The sequence below is a fragment of the Streptococcus rubneri genome (genome assembly GCF_004785935.1).
GTDB classification, from domain to species: domain Bacteria; phylum Bacillota; class Bacilli; order Lactobacillales; family Streptococcaceae; genus Streptococcus; species Streptococcus rubneri.
In genome coordinates, this window is record NZ_SRRP01000003.1 from 53844 (window position 1) to 69071 (window position 15228).

The following is a 15228-nucleotide window of genomic DNA, read 5'->3' on the forward strand; positions in this document are numbered from 1 at the left end:
GTTCTCCTTTCTACCAAGTTTATACCTGGAGGAAAAAACCATAATATATTACATATTATAACATAAATAACACTGATATACAAGCAATATGGTAAGAGAGGAGCTTGAAATCAGGGCTAGAATGAAGACGGGGAGGCTTTCATTCATCCTGCCTGTAAAATAAACAAGGTTACCTGTGGAAAGGTTCTAAAAACTAGTCAAAATGTGATATAATTTACACAAGAATGGCTTCCTCTTTTTCAAAAGGGGAAGATGTAAGGAGGTGGAGTGATGGCCAATGCAACACTGGAAATGATGCAAGAGATTGAAATGGCGGCAGAAGCCGTTGTCGCAAGTTACGAGGATCAGGTCCAAGATTTGCGCCAACAGCTAGGTAATCACCTACAGGAGGTAGCAGCATCCTATGACAAAGAGACCGCTAAGCTAGTAGCAGAGCGGGAAGAGTCCTCGAAAGCGATGATTACTAGCTTGGAAGCAGACCTTGCAGTGACCAGTCAACGCAATGACGAAAAGGTGCAGCAAGCCATGACAGATAAGCGCGCAGCTTTGGTAGACGAAATTGTAGAAAAGGTGGTAGCAACCTATGGCAATTAGCCCAATGCAACACCTTTCCCTGGTCTTGCCCACAAATCTAATGGACGAGCTTCTCTTGTCGCTCCAGTCAGAGGAATCTGTCCAAATCTATGATTTGAGCGCACAAGAAGATTGGCAAGTTGCTTTTCAGACGAGTGATGGGACCAAAGGATTAGCTCAAAGACTGGATGAACTAAGACGTCGGGAAGAACAGTTGGAAAAGGCCATTCAGGCCTTGGAGCCTTTCATTCCTCAAAAGAAGGGATTAGAAAAACTGAAAGAAGCTCCTTTGTCTTTGTCTTTCCAAGAGCTAGAGTCCCATGGGCTTATCCGTGATGAGCAACGTCTCTTACAGTCGGTGCACAAACAATTAGCTGTCTTAGCAAAGGCGCGGGATCGAATTCAACTAGCCCAAGAAGAGCTTGCCTCTTTGGAAAAATGGGTTGACTTGACAACGACACCGGACCAACTCAAGCGTTTCCGCTATGTCCGTGGCTTAATCGGTACCATTCCGAATAGTGAACAGGATCAGGCGCGTCAGGCCTTGCTGGCGCATCCAGATGTAGAGGTTGATGTGGTTTTCAGCTCGGAAACGGAACATGGAGTGGTAGTCTTGTATAAGTCTGGGGATTTAACAGACCTTCAAGATACGCTGACCAGTTCGCATTTTAAAGAGTTTGACTACCAAGGAGAGGCCCTGCCGAAAGAACGTTTAGAGCAACTCAAGAGAGAGATCAAAGAACAAGGTGCTGTCGAAGCAGCTACTTTGGAAACGCTCAGTCAGGCTAAGGAAGACCTCAACCAACTCAAGTACCAACTAGATTATGTCTTGAGTTTAGGAGCCCGAGAAGAGGCCAAAGGCTCTCTTGCTAGTACAGCCCACCTGGTTGCCCTAGAGGGATGGATCGAAACAGCTCAACTAGAAGCTTTAAAGACTAAACTTCAAAAGGAATTTGGGGAGCAAGTCGTCTTGCAGACGCGAGAGGTCACCCAAGAAGAATGGGATCAGGTACCCATCAAACTGAAAAACAATGCCTTGGTGGAGCCCTTCGAGTTAGTGACGGAGATGTATGCTTTGCCCAAGTATTACGAGAAAGATCCGACGCCAATCGTCTCTCTCTTCTACTTTGTCTTCTTCGGCATGATGGTAGCAGATATCGGTTATGGGCTCTTGTTAACGCTGGCAACTGGCTTTGCTTTAAAAGCTTTCCAGCTACAGCCGAGCGCAGCAAAAAACCTTCGCTTCTTCTGCCTCTTAGGAATCTCGGTAGCCCTTTGGGGAGTCGTCTACGGTTCCTTCTTCGGCTTTGAGATGCCCTTTGCTTTGATCAGTACGACGACCAATGCCATGACCATCTTGATCCTATCGGTCGTCTTTGGTTTTATCACCGTTTTGGTCGGTCTCTTCCTAGGAGGGATGAAAAATATCCGCCTGAAAGACTACACCGAAGCTTACAACGCAGGCTTTGCCTGGGTCTTGATTTTATTGGGCTTGATGCTCTTAGCAGTCGGAAATATCCTACCAGGCTTATCCTACCTAGTCCCCATTGGTCAGTGGCTAGCTATTCTCAATGCGATTGGGATTCTGGTGGTGTCCATTGTCAGTGCCAAGAAATTATCAGGACTAGCAGCAGGTCTCTTTAATCTCTACAATGTTAGTGGGTATGTCGGAGACTTGGTCAGCTTTACCCGTTTGATGGCGCTTGGCTTGTCCGGGGCCAGCATCGGGTCAGCCTTTAACCTGATTGTCAATCTCTTCCCAACCCTGGGACGGTTCACAGTTGGCCTAGTCCTCTTTGTCCTCCTCCATGCCATCAACATGTTCCTGTCCTTCTTATCAGGCTATGTGCATGGAGCGCGTTTGATTTTTGTCGAGTTCTTTGGCAAGTTCTACGAGGGTGGTGGCAAGCCCTTCCAACCTCTAAAACCGTCGGAACGCTATGTCAAAACAAAAAAATAATTCAGTAAATCATTCATACAAAATTTTATAGGAGTATATTCATGGAATCTTTAGCTTCATATTTCTCAGCTCATGGGGGGGCCTTCTTTGCAGCCCTTGGTGTAGCCATTGCAGTGGCTCTTAGCGGAATGGGTTCAGCCCTAGGTGTTGGTAAGACCGGTCAGGCTGCTGCCGCACTCTTGAAAGAACAACCCGAAAAATTTGCCCAAGCCTTGATCTTGCAATTGTTGCCAGGTACACAAGGTTTGTATGGTTTCGTTATTGGGATCTTGATCTGGTTGCAAATTAAGCCAGATATGGCTCTTGAAACAGGGGTCGCTTACTTCTTTACAGCTCTTCCAGTTGCGATTGTTGGTTATTTCTCAGCGAAACACCAAGGGAATGTCGCAACGGCTGGGATGCAAATCTTGGCAAAACGCCCAGAAGACATGATGAAAGGAGTTATCCTTGCGGCCATGGTTGAAACCTATGCTATCTTGGCCTTCGTTGTGTCCTTCCTTTTGACTCTTCGCGTCGGCTAATCTAGACACACCTAAGTCGAAGATGAGGAGGCTTCTCTTCGTCTATTATCGGTGGTGAAGAACTCCAAAGGAGGAAATAAAAACAATGACGGATTATTCCCAATTAAAGGATTCCATCCTTGAACAGGCCCATGAAAAAGGCCGGAAATTAGTGGCGGAAGCGACGGCTAAGATCCAAGCAGAAGCCCAGTTGCAGGAAGCACGTTTGGTAGAAGAAAAGTTACACCAACGGACGGTTCAATTGCAAACCATTGAGCGCCACTTGCAACGTGAAAGCCAACAAATTGAAAATCAAAAGCGCCAATCGACACTGGTCACTAAGCAACGGGTTTTAAAAGAGTTGTTTGCGGATGCCTACCAGAAAATGGCGACTTGGTCACGCCAGGAAGAACTCACATTTCTTCACCGTATTCTTCCTCGCTATGCGGACCAAGCAACCATCTTAACTCTGGGTGCTGTGACGGCAGAGAAATTGACAGATCAAGATCGTCAGGATTTGATAGAGGCCTATCCACAACTTCAATTAGCGACAGAAACTCTTGCCCAAGAGGCTGGTTTTATCCTTTCCTTTGGCAAAGTAGATGCCAGCTACCTCTACCGTGATTTGGTTGATGCTGTACGGGAGGAGCAGAGCTTCCATATGGCAGCCAGCATTTTTAAAGAAGAAAAGAACTAGGAGGGCCTATGAGTGAACGGACGTATTCTCAAGTAAATACCGGGATTAGTGTACGTGAAGCTAGTTTTTTGAGCCCAGCTCAGTTTGATGCCCTTCTGAACAGTTCCGATGCAGAAGCGCGTGCTAATCTCTTGCAAGGGACGGCCTATGCCTTGGAGGCAGATCAACTGCGTCAAGTCCAAGTGGTCGAGCAAGCCTTGATGAAGCACCTTCTAGCTGAGTACGATTGGGCTTATCAGGTAGCTCCAAACCCAGCAGTGGTCGACCTCTTTGCCCTCAAGTACACCTATCACAATCTCAAGGTCTTCTTGAAAGAGCGAGCAACGGGGCGGGAGTTGAATTTCTTGTTATTGGATGCAGGTCCCTATTCCTTAGCGGTTCTTGAACAAGTATCCAAGACCTTTTCTTCAGAGAACTGCCCAGAGTTTATGGCTCAAGAAGTAGCAGCGACCTGGCAGGAATATGTCGACTATCAGGATATTCGGGTTTTGGAGATTGGTATGGATCTAGCTTACTTTGATCATCTCAAACGCTTGGCGAAAGATCTCGGGCATCCGCTTTTAGAATCCCTAGTCACCTTGACCATTGATTGTTACAATGTCATCACAGTTGAGCGGGCTCTCAGCTTGAAAAAGCCACGCAGCTTTATGAAGCAACTCTTGTCTGATGCAGGTACCCTGTCAGCAGGAGAAGTCATCCAGCATGTGGAGCAGGGGCATCTCATCAGTTGGTTCCAACAAGTCAATCCCCTGCCTTATGATGTGGAATTGACTCGGTATGAAGAGCAGATGCGAGCAGGCAGAGTGACCGCTGAGACAGTGGAATACCTGGAGCATGTGATCAAGTACCGGATTTTAGAACAAGCTTCCTTTGAGACAGACGGTCCCTTACCCTTAGCTCGCTATCTTTTCGGAAAAGAGCTGGAGGTGAAGAATCTTCGTTTGGTCTTAACGGGGCTAGATAATCAGCTTCCAATTGACAAAATAAAAGAAAGGATGAGACCGATCTATGGCCAGTAAAACGCAAAAAATTGCCGTTGTAGGAAATCGTGATGCTATCCTTCCTTTTCAAATGATTGGCTTTCAGACCTTTCCCGTAGCAGAAGCTCAAGAAACCATCAACACCTTACGTCACTTGAGCCAAGAAGATTTTGGCATCATCTATCTGACGGAGGATATGGCTCAGGAAATCCCAGATACCATTGCCCACTACGATCGGCAAGTAACCCCAGCCGTCATCTTGATTCCTACTCATAAGGGCTCGACTGGACTGGGACGGCAACGCATTCGCGATAATGTCGAAAAAGCAGTAGGACAGGATATTTTATGAGAACAAATGAATTTGGTCAAGCGATTGGAGATGCACTGCCGGATTTTACACCGGGGCGCTTGCCAGCTATTGAGCGGATTGAGGGTCGCTATACCGTAATTGAGCGCCTGTCAAAAGAAAAACACGGGGCGGATCTTTATCAGGTCTACGGGCCAGCCTCCCCAGCATCTATGTGGACCTATCTGTTCAAAGGCCCTGCCCGAAATGAAGAGGAGTGGGACCGCTTATTAGATGATCTCATGGCAGCCCAAGGTCGCTTTTACTATGCGATTGTAGACAAAGATTCGGGCAAGGCATTAGGGACTTTTTCTCTCATGCGGATCGATCCAGCCAACCGGGTGATCGAAGTCGGAGCAGTGACCTACTCACCAGCGCTCCAGAAGACTCGCATGGCAACCGAAGCCCAGTATCTGTTAGCACGCTATGTGTTTGAGGAGTTAGGCTACCGCCGCTATGAGTGGAAATGCGATGCCTTAAACCAAGCTTCTCGCAAAGCAGCTGAGCGCCTGGGTTTCACCTACGAAGGGTGTTTCCGTCAGGCTGTTGTTTATAAAGGTCGGACTCGAGACACAGATTGGTTGTCTATCATTGACCAAGAATGGCCAGCTATCAAAGAGCGTTTCGAAGCTTGGTTGGATCCAAGCAATTTCGAGGCCAATGGTCAACAAAAGCAATCTCTAAGAGAGATAGCACAAAAGTAAAACAAAGAAACAAAGGATTCCCAGGAGGAATACATGACTCAAGGAAAAATTATTAAAGTTTCCGGTCCCTTGGTGGTTGCATCAGGGATGCAGGAGGCCAATATCCAAGACATTTGCCGGGTCGGCGATCTTGGTTTGATTGGTGAAATTATTGAGATGCGTCGGGATGAAGCATCTATCCAAGTATATGAAGAAACGTCTGGAGTCGGTCCAGGAGAACCAGTGGTAACAACTGGAGCTCCCCTTTCTGTCGAGTTGGGACCAGGCTTGATTTCTCAGATGTTTGACGGGATCCAACGTCCCTTGGAACGTTTCCAAGAAGTCACCGCCAGCGATTTTTTGGTTCGTGGGGTGCAAGTTCCTAATCTCGATCGTGACACCAAATGGACCTTCGAACCAAGTGTAGCAGAAGGAACTGAGGTAGTCGCAGGAGACATCGTTGGTACCGTTCAGGAGACCAATATGGTGGAACACCGCATCATGATACCATTTGGAGTCAGTGGACGTGTGACCAAGATCGCAGCAGGTTCTTACACAGTAGAAGAGCCGGTTTATGAGATCGAGCAGGCAGATGGCAGTCTCTTTACCGGAACCTTGATGCAAAAATGGCCAGTTCGTCGAGGCCGTCCCTTTGCACAAAAACTGATTCCGGTAGAGCCTTTAGTCACAGGTCAACGGGTTATTGATACCTTCTTCCCTGTTACTAAAGGTGGAGCTGCAGCTGTTCCTGGTCCTTTCGGAGCTGGAAAAACAGTTGTGCAACACCAGGTGGCCAAGTTTGCCAATGTAGACATCGTGATTTATGTCGGTTGTGGGGAACGTGGAAATGAAATGACGGACGTTCTGAATGAATTTCCAGAATTGATTGATCCAACAACCGGCCAATCCATCATGCAACGGACGGTTCTGATCGCCAACACTTCGAATATGCCGGTGGCAGCGCGTGAAGCTTCCATCTACACAGGGATCACCATTGCCGAATATTTCCGTGATATGGGCTATTCCGTTGCCATCATGGCCGATTCTACATCGCGCTGGGCAGAAGCTCTTCGTGAAATGTCTGGTCGTCTAGAAGAAATGCCAGGGGATGAAGGTTACCCGGCCTACCTTGGTAGCCGGATTGCTGAGTACTACGAACGGGCCGGTCGAGTCAAGACACTTGGAACCACTGCGCGTGAAGGCTCTATTACGGCGATCGGTGCCGTTTCTCCTCCGGGTGGAGATATCTCAGAGCCGGTGACCCAAAACACCCTGCGGATCGTCAAGGTCTTCTGGGGACTAGATGCTCAGTTGGCGCAGCGTCGCCATTTCCCAGCCATCAACTGGTTGAGTTCTTATTCCCTTTACCAGGATGAGGTGGGCCAATATATCGATCAGCATGAGCAGATTAGCTGGGCAGAAAAAGTGACCCGCGCCATGAACCTGTTGCAAAAAGAGAGTGAATTGCAAGAAATCGTGCGTTTGGTTGGTCTGGATTCCTTGTCTGAAAAAGACCGCTTAACTATGAATGCGGCCAAGATGATCCGTGAAGACTACTTGCAACAAAATGCCTTTGATGAGGTCGATACCTATACTTCCTTTAGCAAGCAGGTTGCCTTGTTGACCAACATTTTGACCTTTGACCAAGAAAGTCAGAAAGCGCTAGAATTAGGGGCCTACTTCACAGAAATCATGGAAGGAACGGTAGACCTTCGGGACCGCATTGCCCGTAGCAAGTTCATCCATGAGGATCAGTTGGGCACCATCCAAGCCTTGAAAGAAGAAATCGTAGAATCCCTACACCAAATCGTAGCCCAAGGAGGAGTAGACAATGAGCGTGATTAAAGAATACCGTACTGTCAGCGAAGTTGTTGGCCCCTTGATGATTGTCGATCAGGTTCAAGGGGTTCACTACAATGAACTCGTAGAAATCAAGCTCCATGACGGAACAACCCGTCAGGGACAAGTCCTCGAAGTCCAAGAAGACAAGGCCATGGTCCAACTCTTTGAAGGATCTAGCGGGATCAACTTGGAAAAAGCCAAGGTTCGCTTTACCGGACGTCCCCTAGAACTTCCAGTGTCCGAAGACATGGTGGGCCGGATCTTTAACGGGATGGGCAAACCGATCGATGGTGGTCCAGAGATTATCCCAGAGAAGTACTTGGACATTGACGGTCAAGCCATCAACCCAGTATCACGGGACTATCCAGATGAATTTATCCAGACAGGAATCTCGGCCATTGACCACTTGAACACCTTGGTTCGGGGGCAAAAGCTTCCGGTATTCTCTGGATCAGGGCTTCCTCATAAAGAATTGGCTGCTCAAATTGCTCGCCAGGCGACAGTTCTCAATTCCGAAGAAAATTTCGCCGTGGTCTTTGCAGCCATGGGGATTACCTTTGAAGAAGCGGAGTTCTTTATGAACGATCTGCGGGAGACAGGAGCCATTGACCGCTCTGTCCTCTTCATCAACCTAGCTAATGACCCAGCTATCGAGCGGATTGCGACCCCTCGGATCGCCTTGACCGCGGCAGAATATTTGGCCTATGAAAAAGACATGCACGTCTTGGTTATCATGACTGACATGACCAACTACTGTGAAGCCCTTCGGGAAGTCTCCGCTGCTCGCCGGGAGGTTCCAGGACGTCGGGGATATCCAGGGTATCTTTATACCAACCTCTCGACCCTCTACGAACGTGCGGGACGCTTGGTTGGGAAGAAGGGATCTGTGACTCAGATTCCAATCCTTTCCATGCCGGAGGATGACATCACCCACCCAATCCCTGACTTGACAGGCTACATCACCGAAGGTCAGATTATTCTGTCTCGTGATCTCTACAATAGTGGTTACCGTCCACCGATCAATGTCCTTCCTTCCCTTTCTCGTTTGAAAGACAAGGGTTCTGGTGAAGGTAAGACTCGGAAAGACCATGCGGCGACCATGAACCAGCTCTTTGCGGCCTATGCTCAAGGGAAACAAGCAAAAGAGTTAGCTGTGGTTCTTGGAGAGTCTGCCTTGTCAGATACAGACAAGCTCTATGTCAAATTTACCGATCGTTTTGAGAAAGAATACATCAACCAAGGCTTTACTACCAATCGGACCATTCAAGAAAGTCTGGATCTAGGTTGGGAATTGCTGTCTATCTTGCCACGGACAGAGCTCAAGCGGATCAAGGATGATATGATTGATGAATACCTCCCAAAAACTTCCAAGGAAGCACAAGCCTAGGAGTAGAAAGGAGGAAGTCAAATGGCACGATTAAATGTCAAACCCACCCGGATGGAGTTAAATACCCTCAAAGAGCGTCTGAAGACAGCAACTAGAGGACATAAACTTCTCAAGGACAAGCGGGATGAACTCATGCGACGCTTCATCGAATCGGTCCGTGAAAATGACCGCCTCCGCCAGAAGGTTGAGGCAGCTCTCATTGGCAATATGCAAGAATTTGTCCTCGCTAAATGTCTGGAGAATGACCTCATGGTTCAGGAAATCTTTGCAGTTCCGACGCGGGAGGTCAGCCTGCATATCGAGACGGAGAACATCATGAGTGTGCGCGTGCCCAAGATGCATGCTCATATCGATAATCCGTATGGAGACGATGAGGGAGACGTGGTTTACAGCTACGTGGCTTCCAATAGTCAGATGGATAGTACCATTCAAGAAATGGAAGAGCTCCTTCCAGACCTGTTGCGCTTAGCAGAGATTGAAAAGACCTGTCAGCTCATGGCGGATGAGATTGAAAAAACGCGCCGTCGGGTCAATGGACTGGAGTATGCGACCATTCCAGACCTCAAGGAAACCATCTATTATATCGAAATGAAACTCGAAGAAGCCGAACGAGCTAACCTCGTCAGAATGATGAAGGTCAAATAAGATACAAAGCCGTTAAGCAACTCAAAGGAAAATAGGAAATCCAACGACGAAGCGACCGCTTCTAGTTGGATTTATCTTTTTCCAAAGAGTTGTAGGCGTGTTCAGTTATAAGATACAAAGCCGTTAAGCAACTCAAAGGAAAATAGGAAATCCAACGACGAAGCGACCGCTTCTAGTTGGATTTATCTTTTTCCAAAGAGTTGTAGGCGTGTTCAGTTATAAGATACAAAGCCGTTAAAAACAGCACCCCAAGTGATGTCTACAGGACATGACCTTGGGGTGCTATTTTCTATTAGCTCTCAACCTATGTATCGCTCTAAATGAGTCTGCTAAAGGTTATTTATGGGCAAAGGATAGCCTATGATAAATGTACAAATTCATTTGATTTACCAAATAGCACTAGTTTTTAATAGATGTTAAAGAAATATGACAAGAAAAGAGAAATGTTACAAGTTAGGGACAGTTCGATTAAAAGAGGGTGGAGCTTATTTTTTGGAGAAAAATTGTGGTAAAATAGTAGACGTATTCATTTGGAGAAATCTCTCCAATAAATAAAAAATAAGGAAAGAATGTATGAAAAACGTAAATAAAAAAGCTTTAATTGCTTCAACCGTTGCAATGGCAGTTTTGCCTTTTACCACTAGTAAAGCAGAAACAAACGGCGATTGGATTGCTCGTTCAGTAGATGAAATTCGTGCTGATATTTCAACTTCAGAAAACAAACAAACCTATACCATCAAATATGGAGATACCTTAAGCACGATTGCGCAAGCTTTGAATGTTGATGTAACTGTTTTGGCAAACTTGAACCAAATCAGCAACATGGACTTGATTTTCCCAGGTACTGTTTTGACAACTACTGTCAATGATCAAAATCAAGTGACAGGTGTAGAAATCCAAACACCTACAGCAGGAAATGCGGATGCATCCGTGACAACTTCAGCTGACTTGACCAATAACCAAATCAAAGTGGATAACCAAACGGTTGCAGTTGGCGATTTGACAAAACCAGTTGCTGTTGCAGACAACCAAGCTGTAGAAGTTTCTGATGCCCCTGCAATTGTAGCATCAGTAGCAGATAACGTAGCTGCATCTGTTGCTCCGGAGGCGGCTCCAGTATCTGAAACTCCAGCAGAAGTAGCGCCTGTAGCAGAAGAGGCACCGGCTCCTGTGGCAGAAGCTCCTGCACAACCTGCTGAAGAAGTAGTAGCAACCCCAGCAGCAGCTCCAGAGGCACCAGCTGAGCCAGTAGCTGAACCAGCGCCAGTCGTTGAAACTCCTGCTGAGCCAGAAGTAGCAAGTGTTGCATCAACTCCACAATACGGAGCACCAGCAGCGTTGGTGGATACAACGGCTTCAACCGCGACACCTACTTCAAATGAAGGTCTTCAACCTCAAGCGATTAAATTCAAAGAACAAGTAATAAATGAACTTGGCTTGACTGATATCGGTGGTTACCGTCCTGGTGATCCAGAAGATCACGGTAAAGGACTTGCGGTTGACGTCATGGTTCCAGAAAGCTCAGCAATCGGAGACCAAGTTGCTCAATATGCAATCGATCATATGCAAGAAAATGGAATTTCTTATATCATCTGGAAACAACGTTTCTATGCTCCGGTAAATAACATTTATGGACCAGCAAATACATGGAATGAAATGCCAGACCGTGGTAGCGTAACAGAAAATCACTACGACCACGTACACGTGTCATTCTACGAATAATTAAGTCATACAAAAGAATCAGGATTATCCTGATTCTTTTTTTGTATAAAAATAAACCCCATTTGATCAATGGGATTTATTGGATTATAGGATAACATCAGATTTCTCTACTTGATAGAGAGCAGTACTCATGAATAAAACAATGACAAGAAGAATTAAAATACCAGGTGTCCAAGAGTGGAAGACTTGTTGGCTTGAACCAAACAAGACAGGTCCGAGAGCAGCAAAGATATATCCTCCTGTTTGAGCTAGTCCAGAGAGTTGAGCAGTTTTCTCAGGAGAGCTAGACTTCATGGAGAAGGTGACCATGAGGTAAGGGAATAAGATACTAGTAAAACTTCCAATTAGGAGATTGAGGATTAACCAGTATACGAAATTGTCTGTCTTGACCAAAAGCATGGCAATTCCGGTAAAACCAGCTAAAACAGTCGTTATCAGCATGATGTGACGGTTTCGTGCAGAAAGGCTAGTGGTGAGACTTGGAATGGTCACAGAGAAGGGAATACTCATCAGGGTGAATACAGATGCTAAAATTCCGGCATTGGCTTGACTGATACCGGCCTGGGTCGCCATAGTAGGAAGCCAGGTCATCGTGGTATAGAACAAGAGAGACTGTAGACCACAGAAAAACATGATAGCCCAAACCTTGCTATTCTTATACCAGCTCTCTTTCTTGTCGTGTGGCGAAGAGCTTTGTTTCAAATAATGATTGTGACGAGTATTAGGGAGCCAGATCACAAGAGCAACCGCACAGACAAGGGTCAACACCCAGACCAGGCCTTGCCAGGAGGTAGCTTGAGTAATAGGAACAGCGACAGAAGAAGCTACCGCAGTAGACAAGCCCATTGCAGTGATATAGAGGGTTGTCAAGAAGCCAAGACGTTTTGGCTCATTGGCTTGGATTAAGCTAGGTAGAAGGACATTGATAAAGGCAATAGCAGCACCAATCAAAAGAGTTCCCACATAGAGGAGAGGCAGATTAATGGTACGAAGAGCAGATCCAATCGTCATCAGGATCAAAACTCCGAGAAAAAGTCGCTCAATCCCAAAGCGTCTCGCCCAGCTAGTAGCAAAAGGAGAGAAAATAGCGAAGGTCAAGAGTGGCAGACTCGTCAAGAGACCGAGAGAGCTGACTTCGACCCCAAAGCTAGTAGCAATATCTGATAAGACAGTGGATAGGGTCGTAAATGGGGCCCGCAAGACCACTCCTAGTAAAAGGATCCCTGGAATGAGAAAACGTGAATGGTTTCGTTTCATAATGTACCTCCTTATTCAAACATGAACAGCATCCGTATCATTATAGCACAAGAACTTGGAGGAGGCAAAAGGAATTATCGGGGGATAAAGCTTGTAAAATAGCTGTTTTGCTTATAAATATAGTAAACAATAGAAAGATCGAACTGAAAAAATTTTTTGAAGGTTTTAAAACTTTTTTCGCACATATGTTTATAGGAACGTCGTTTTCGCTTCGCTCAAACTGCGTCAACGTATCTAAACTTGCCGATCCTCGTAAAGGTACGTAGAAAAAAAGCCACCTGATTTGGTGGCCTTTATGGGAGATTATTATGAAAAAGTTTAGGATTTTCTATCAAACAAAGTTAGGAGGTCTTCATTTGATGATATTAGTATAAATCGGAAAACTTAAAGAAAACTTAAGATAAGTTCCTGTAATTTTAAATCAGTCTTAAGACGGATGGTTTGATTGTGACTGGAATCTGATCTCATTTTAGGTTAACTTGCATTATTGTCAGAATTGTGAGAAAATAGTTGTCATCAAATGAGGGAAAGGATAGCGAGATGAGAGAGGATATCAAGATTAACGACCGTGCCCTAGCACTGGAGAAACAATTGATTGAAAAGTTAGAGCTTGTGTTTGATACAGATGTTGAATTGGATGTCTACAACCTCGGTTTGATTTACGAGTTGGATCTGGACGAAGAAGGAACCTGTAAGGTGGTTATGACCTTTACCGATACTGCCTGTAGCTGTGCCGAGAGTCTTCCTATCGAAATCGTCGCTCGCCTGAAGGAGATTGAGGGGATTGAGGATGTCAAAGTAGAAGTAACTTGGTCGCCGGCTTGGAAAATTACTCGGATCAGTCGCTACGGGCGCATTGCCCTCGGATTACCCCCACGTTAAAAAATTAAAACTCATTTTACGAATTCGTAAAGTGAGTTTTTTCATATCTTATTGTTTACCAGACTGTTCCATATTCCAGAAGTCGGTCACGGCACCGCGTGAAGCAGAGGATACCGTGTGGGCATACTTACCGAGAACCCCGCGGCTATAGAGTGGTGGCAAGGTTGTCTCAGCCTTCCGTTTCGCCAATTCTTCGTCTGAGACATGCATGGTGATTTCTTTGGTATCTTGGTCAACTGTCACCAAATCCCCTGTGTGGAGGTAGGCGATTGGGCCACCGACCTGAGCTTCAGGCGCGATATGTCCAACAACGAGACCATAAGTACCACCAGAGAAGCGTCCGTCTGTCAAGAGGGCCACCTTGTCCCCTTGACCTTTCCCAACGATCATGGATGACAAGGATAGCATTTCTGGCATACCAGGACCACCCTTAGGACCTACGAAGCGGACAACAACAACGTCGCCATCCACGATTTCATCCGAAAGAACCGCTTCAATGGCAGCTTCTTCGGAGTCAAAGACCTTAGCAGGACCCGTGATGTTACGAACTTTCACACCTGATACTTTAGCAACCGCCCCTTCTGGAGCCAAGTTCCCTTTCAAGATGATCAATGGACCATCCGCACGTTTCGGATTTTCAAGTGGCATGATGACTTTTTGACCCGGTGTCAAATCAGCGAAGGCTTCCAAGTTCTCAGCTACTGTTTTACCAGTACATGTGATGCGATCTCCATGAAGGAACCCATTCTTAAGAAGATATTTCATGACGGCAGGCACACCACCGACATTGTAAAGGTCTTGGAAGACGTATTGACCAGAAGGTTTTAAGTCTGCCAAGTGAGGCACGCGCTCTTGGAAATCATTGAAGTCTTCAAGGGTCAAGTCCACATTGGCTGCGTGAGCAATCGCGAGCAAGTGAAGGGTCGCATTGGTTGAGCCACCCAGCGCCATGGTCACCGTAATAGCATCTTCAAAGGCTTCACGGGTCAAGATGTTAGATGGCTTGAGTCCCATTTCAAGCATTTTCACAACTGCACGACCCGCTTCTTCGATATCAGCTTTTTTATCTGCTGATTCAGCAGGGTGAGAAGAGGAACCTGGCAAGCTCATACCAAGGACCTCGATCGCTGTCGCCATGGTGTTGGCAGTGTACATTCCACCACAGCCACCAGGGCCAGGGCAGGCATTACACTCAAGATCTTTCACTTCTTCAGCAGTCATGTCACCATGGTTCCATTTCCCAATCCCTTCGAAAACAGAAACCAAGTCGATATCCTTACCGTTCAGATTACCTGGAGCAATGGTTCCTCCGTAGGCAAAAATAGCCGGAATATCCATGTTGGCAATGGCAATCATCGATCCAGGCATATTCTTATCACAGCCACCGATGGCCACAAAGGCATCCACGTTGTGCCCCCCCATAGCCGCTTCGATAGAGTCCGCAATGATATCACGAGAAGTCAAGGAGAAGCGCATCCCTGGTGTCCCCATAGCGATCCCATCCGCAACCGTAATGGTTCCAAATTGAACCGGCCAAGCTCCCGCATCTTTTACACCTTCTTTGGCCAATTTCCCAAAATCATGCAGGTGCATGTTACACGGTGTGTTTTCAGCCCAAGTAGAGATTACCCCTACGATTGGCTTTTCAAAGTTTTCATCTGTCATCCCAGTTGCCCGAAGCATAGCCCGGTTAGGGGATTTAACCATGCTGTCGTAGACGCTACTGCGATGGCGTGTATCTAATTCTGTCATCT

General features: G+C 46.4%; 14 protein-coding genes. 12 read left to right on the forward strand and 2 right to left on the reverse strand.

Going from position 1 to position 15228, the window contains the following annotated elements:
- Window positions 1-270 precede the first annotated feature (270 nt).
- The 11 genes from E5S68_RS10125 to E5S68_RS10180 all read left to right on the forward strand — a co-directional run bounded on the left by E5S68_RS10125 (window position 271) and on the right by E5S68_RS10180 (window position 11335).
- Window positions 271-594, forward strand: a complete 324-nt coding sequence (locus E5S68_RS10125) for a hypothetical protein (protein ID WP_135783454.1) — start codon at window positions 271-273, stop codon at window positions 592-594.
- Entirely contained in the window at window positions 584-2533 is a 1950-nt protein-coding gene (locus tag E5S68_RS10130) for a V-type ATP synthase subunit I (RefSeq protein WP_135783455.1), read from the forward strand. The genes E5S68_RS10125 and E5S68_RS10130 overlap by 11 nt, the downstream gene beginning before the upstream one ends.
- A gap of 41 nt (window positions 2534-2574) precedes the next feature.
- Complete coding sequence (locus E5S68_RS10135) at window positions 2575-3054, forward strand: V-type ATP synthase subunit K (RefSeq protein ID WP_135783456.1); 480 nt, start codon at window positions 2575-2577, stop codon at window positions 3052-3054.
- A gap of 85 nt (window positions 3055-3139) precedes the next feature.
- A complete protein-coding gene (locus E5S68_RS10140) occupies window positions 3140-3730 on the forward strand; it encodes a hypothetical protein (protein WP_135783457.1) in 591 nt (196 codons plus the stop codon).
- Between the two features lie 8 nt (window positions 3731-3738).
- A complete protein-coding gene (locus tag E5S68_RS10145; RefSeq protein ID WP_135783458.1) occupies window positions 3739-4749 on the forward strand; it encodes a V-type ATPase subunit in 1011 nt (336 codons plus the stop codon).
- Window positions 4739-5059, forward strand: coding sequence for a V-type ATP synthase subunit F (locus tag E5S68_RS10150; RefSeq protein ID WP_023027501.1), 321 nt, complete (start codon window positions 4739-4741; stop codon window positions 5057-5059). The genes E5S68_RS10145 and E5S68_RS10150 overlap by 11 nt, the downstream gene beginning before the upstream one ends.
- On the forward strand, window positions 5056-5760 hold the full coding sequence (locus E5S68_RS10155) for a GNAT family N-acetyltransferase (protein ID WP_135783459.1): 705 nt from the start codon (window positions 5056-5058) through the stop codon (window positions 5758-5760). The genes E5S68_RS10150 and E5S68_RS10155 overlap by 4 nt, the downstream gene beginning before the upstream one ends.
- 33 nt (window positions 5761-5793) lie before the next feature.
- Entirely contained in the window at window positions 5794-7584 is a 1791-nt protein-coding gene (locus E5S68_RS10160; RefSeq protein ID WP_135783460.1) for a V-type ATP synthase subunit A, read from the forward strand.
- Window positions 7571-8968, forward strand: coding sequence for a V-type ATP synthase subunit B (locus tag E5S68_RS10165; RefSeq protein WP_135783461.1), 1398 nt, complete (start codon window positions 7571-7573; stop codon window positions 8966-8968). The genes E5S68_RS10160 and E5S68_RS10165 overlap by 14 nt, the downstream gene beginning before the upstream one ends.
- A 21-nt stretch (window positions 8969-8989) precedes the next feature.
- A complete protein-coding gene (locus E5S68_RS10170) occupies window positions 8990-9613 on the forward strand; it encodes a V-type ATP synthase subunit D (RefSeq protein ID WP_006595248.1) in 624 nt (207 codons plus the stop codon).
- Window positions 9614-10186: 573 nt separating this feature from the next.
- Entirely contained in the window at window positions 10187-11335 is a 1149-nt protein-coding gene (locus E5S68_RS10180) for a LysM peptidoglycan-binding domain-containing protein (protein WP_135783462.1), read from the forward strand.
- A gap of 84 nt (window positions 11336-11419) precedes the next feature.
- Here E5S68_RS10180 and E5S68_RS10185 read toward each other — a convergent pair whose 3' ends face one another.
- Window positions 11420-12592 carry a CynX/NimT family MFS transporter gene (locus E5S68_RS10185; RefSeq protein WP_135783463.1) on the reverse strand — a complete coding sequence of 391 codons (1173 nt, stop codon included), beginning with the start codon at window positions 12590-12592 and terminating at the stop codon, window positions 11420-11422.
- 540 nt (window positions 12593-13132) lie between these two features.
- Here E5S68_RS10185 and E5S68_RS10190 point away from each other — a divergent pair.
- Window positions 13133-13474, forward strand: a complete 342-nt coding sequence (locus E5S68_RS10190; protein WP_135783464.1) for a metal-sulfur cluster assembly factor — start codon at window positions 13133-13135, stop codon at window positions 13472-13474.
- Window positions 13475-13522: 48 nt separating this feature from the next.
- On the opposite strand, the gene ilvD is transcribed toward E5S68_RS10190, so the two are convergent.
- On the reverse strand, window positions 13523-15226 hold the full coding sequence (gene ilvD / locus E5S68_RS10195; RefSeq protein WP_135783465.1) for a dihydroxy-acid dehydratase: 1704 nt from the start codon (window positions 15224-15226) through the stop codon (window positions 13523-13525).
- Window positions 15227-15228: the final 2 nt, after the last annotated feature.

Coding starts and splice junctions, on each gene's coding strand:
- ilvD (WP_135783465.1), bottom strand. CDS start 15,226: ATGACAGAATTAGATACACGCCATCGCAGTAGCGTCTACGACAGCATG.
- E5S68_RS10125 (WP_135783454.1), top strand. CDS start 271: ATGGCCAATGCAACACTGGAAATGATGCAAGAGATTGAAATGGCGGCA.
- E5S68_RS10180 (WP_135783462.1), top strand. CDS start 10,187: ATGAAAAACGTAAATAAAAAAGCTTTAATTGCTTCAACCGTTGCAATG.
- E5S68_RS10150 (WP_023027501.1), top strand. CDS start 4,739: ATGGCCAGTAAAACGCAAAAAATTGCCGTTGTAGGAAATCGTGATGCT.
- E5S68_RS10155 (WP_135783459.1), top strand. CDS start 5,056: ATGAGAACAAATGAATTTGGTCAAGCGATTGGAGATGCACTGCCGGAT.
- E5S68_RS10140 (WP_135783457.1), top strand. CDS start 3,140: ATGACGGATTATTCCCAATTAAAGGATTCCATCCTTGAACAGGCCCAT.
- E5S68_RS10190 (WP_135783464.1), top strand. CDS start 13,133: ATGAGAGAGGATATCAAGATTAACGACCGTGCCCTAGCACTGGAGAAA.
- E5S68_RS10165 (WP_135783461.1), top strand. CDS start 7,571: ATGAGCGTGATTAAAGAATACCGTACTGTCAGCGAAGTTGTTGGCCCC.
- E5S68_RS10160 (WP_135783460.1), top strand. CDS start 5,794: ATGACTCAAGGAAAAATTATTAAAGTTTCCGGTCCCTTGGTGGTTGCA.
- E5S68_RS10135 (WP_135783456.1), top strand. CDS start 2,575: ATGGAATCTTTAGCTTCATATTTCTCAGCTCATGGGGGGGCCTTCTTT.
- E5S68_RS10170 (WP_006595248.1), top strand. CDS start 8,990: ATGGCACGATTAAATGTCAAACCCACCCGGATGGAGTTAAATACCCTC.
- E5S68_RS10130 (WP_135783455.1), top strand. CDS start 584: ATGGCAATTAGCCCAATGCAACACCTTTCCCTGGTCTTGCCCACAAAT.
- E5S68_RS10185 (WP_135783463.1), bottom strand. CDS start 12,592: ATGAAACGAAACCATTCACGTTTTCTCATTCCAGGGATCCTTTTACTA.
- E5S68_RS10145 (WP_135783458.1), top strand. CDS start 3,739: ATGAGTGAACGGACGTATTCTCAAGTAAATACCGGGATTAGTGTACGT.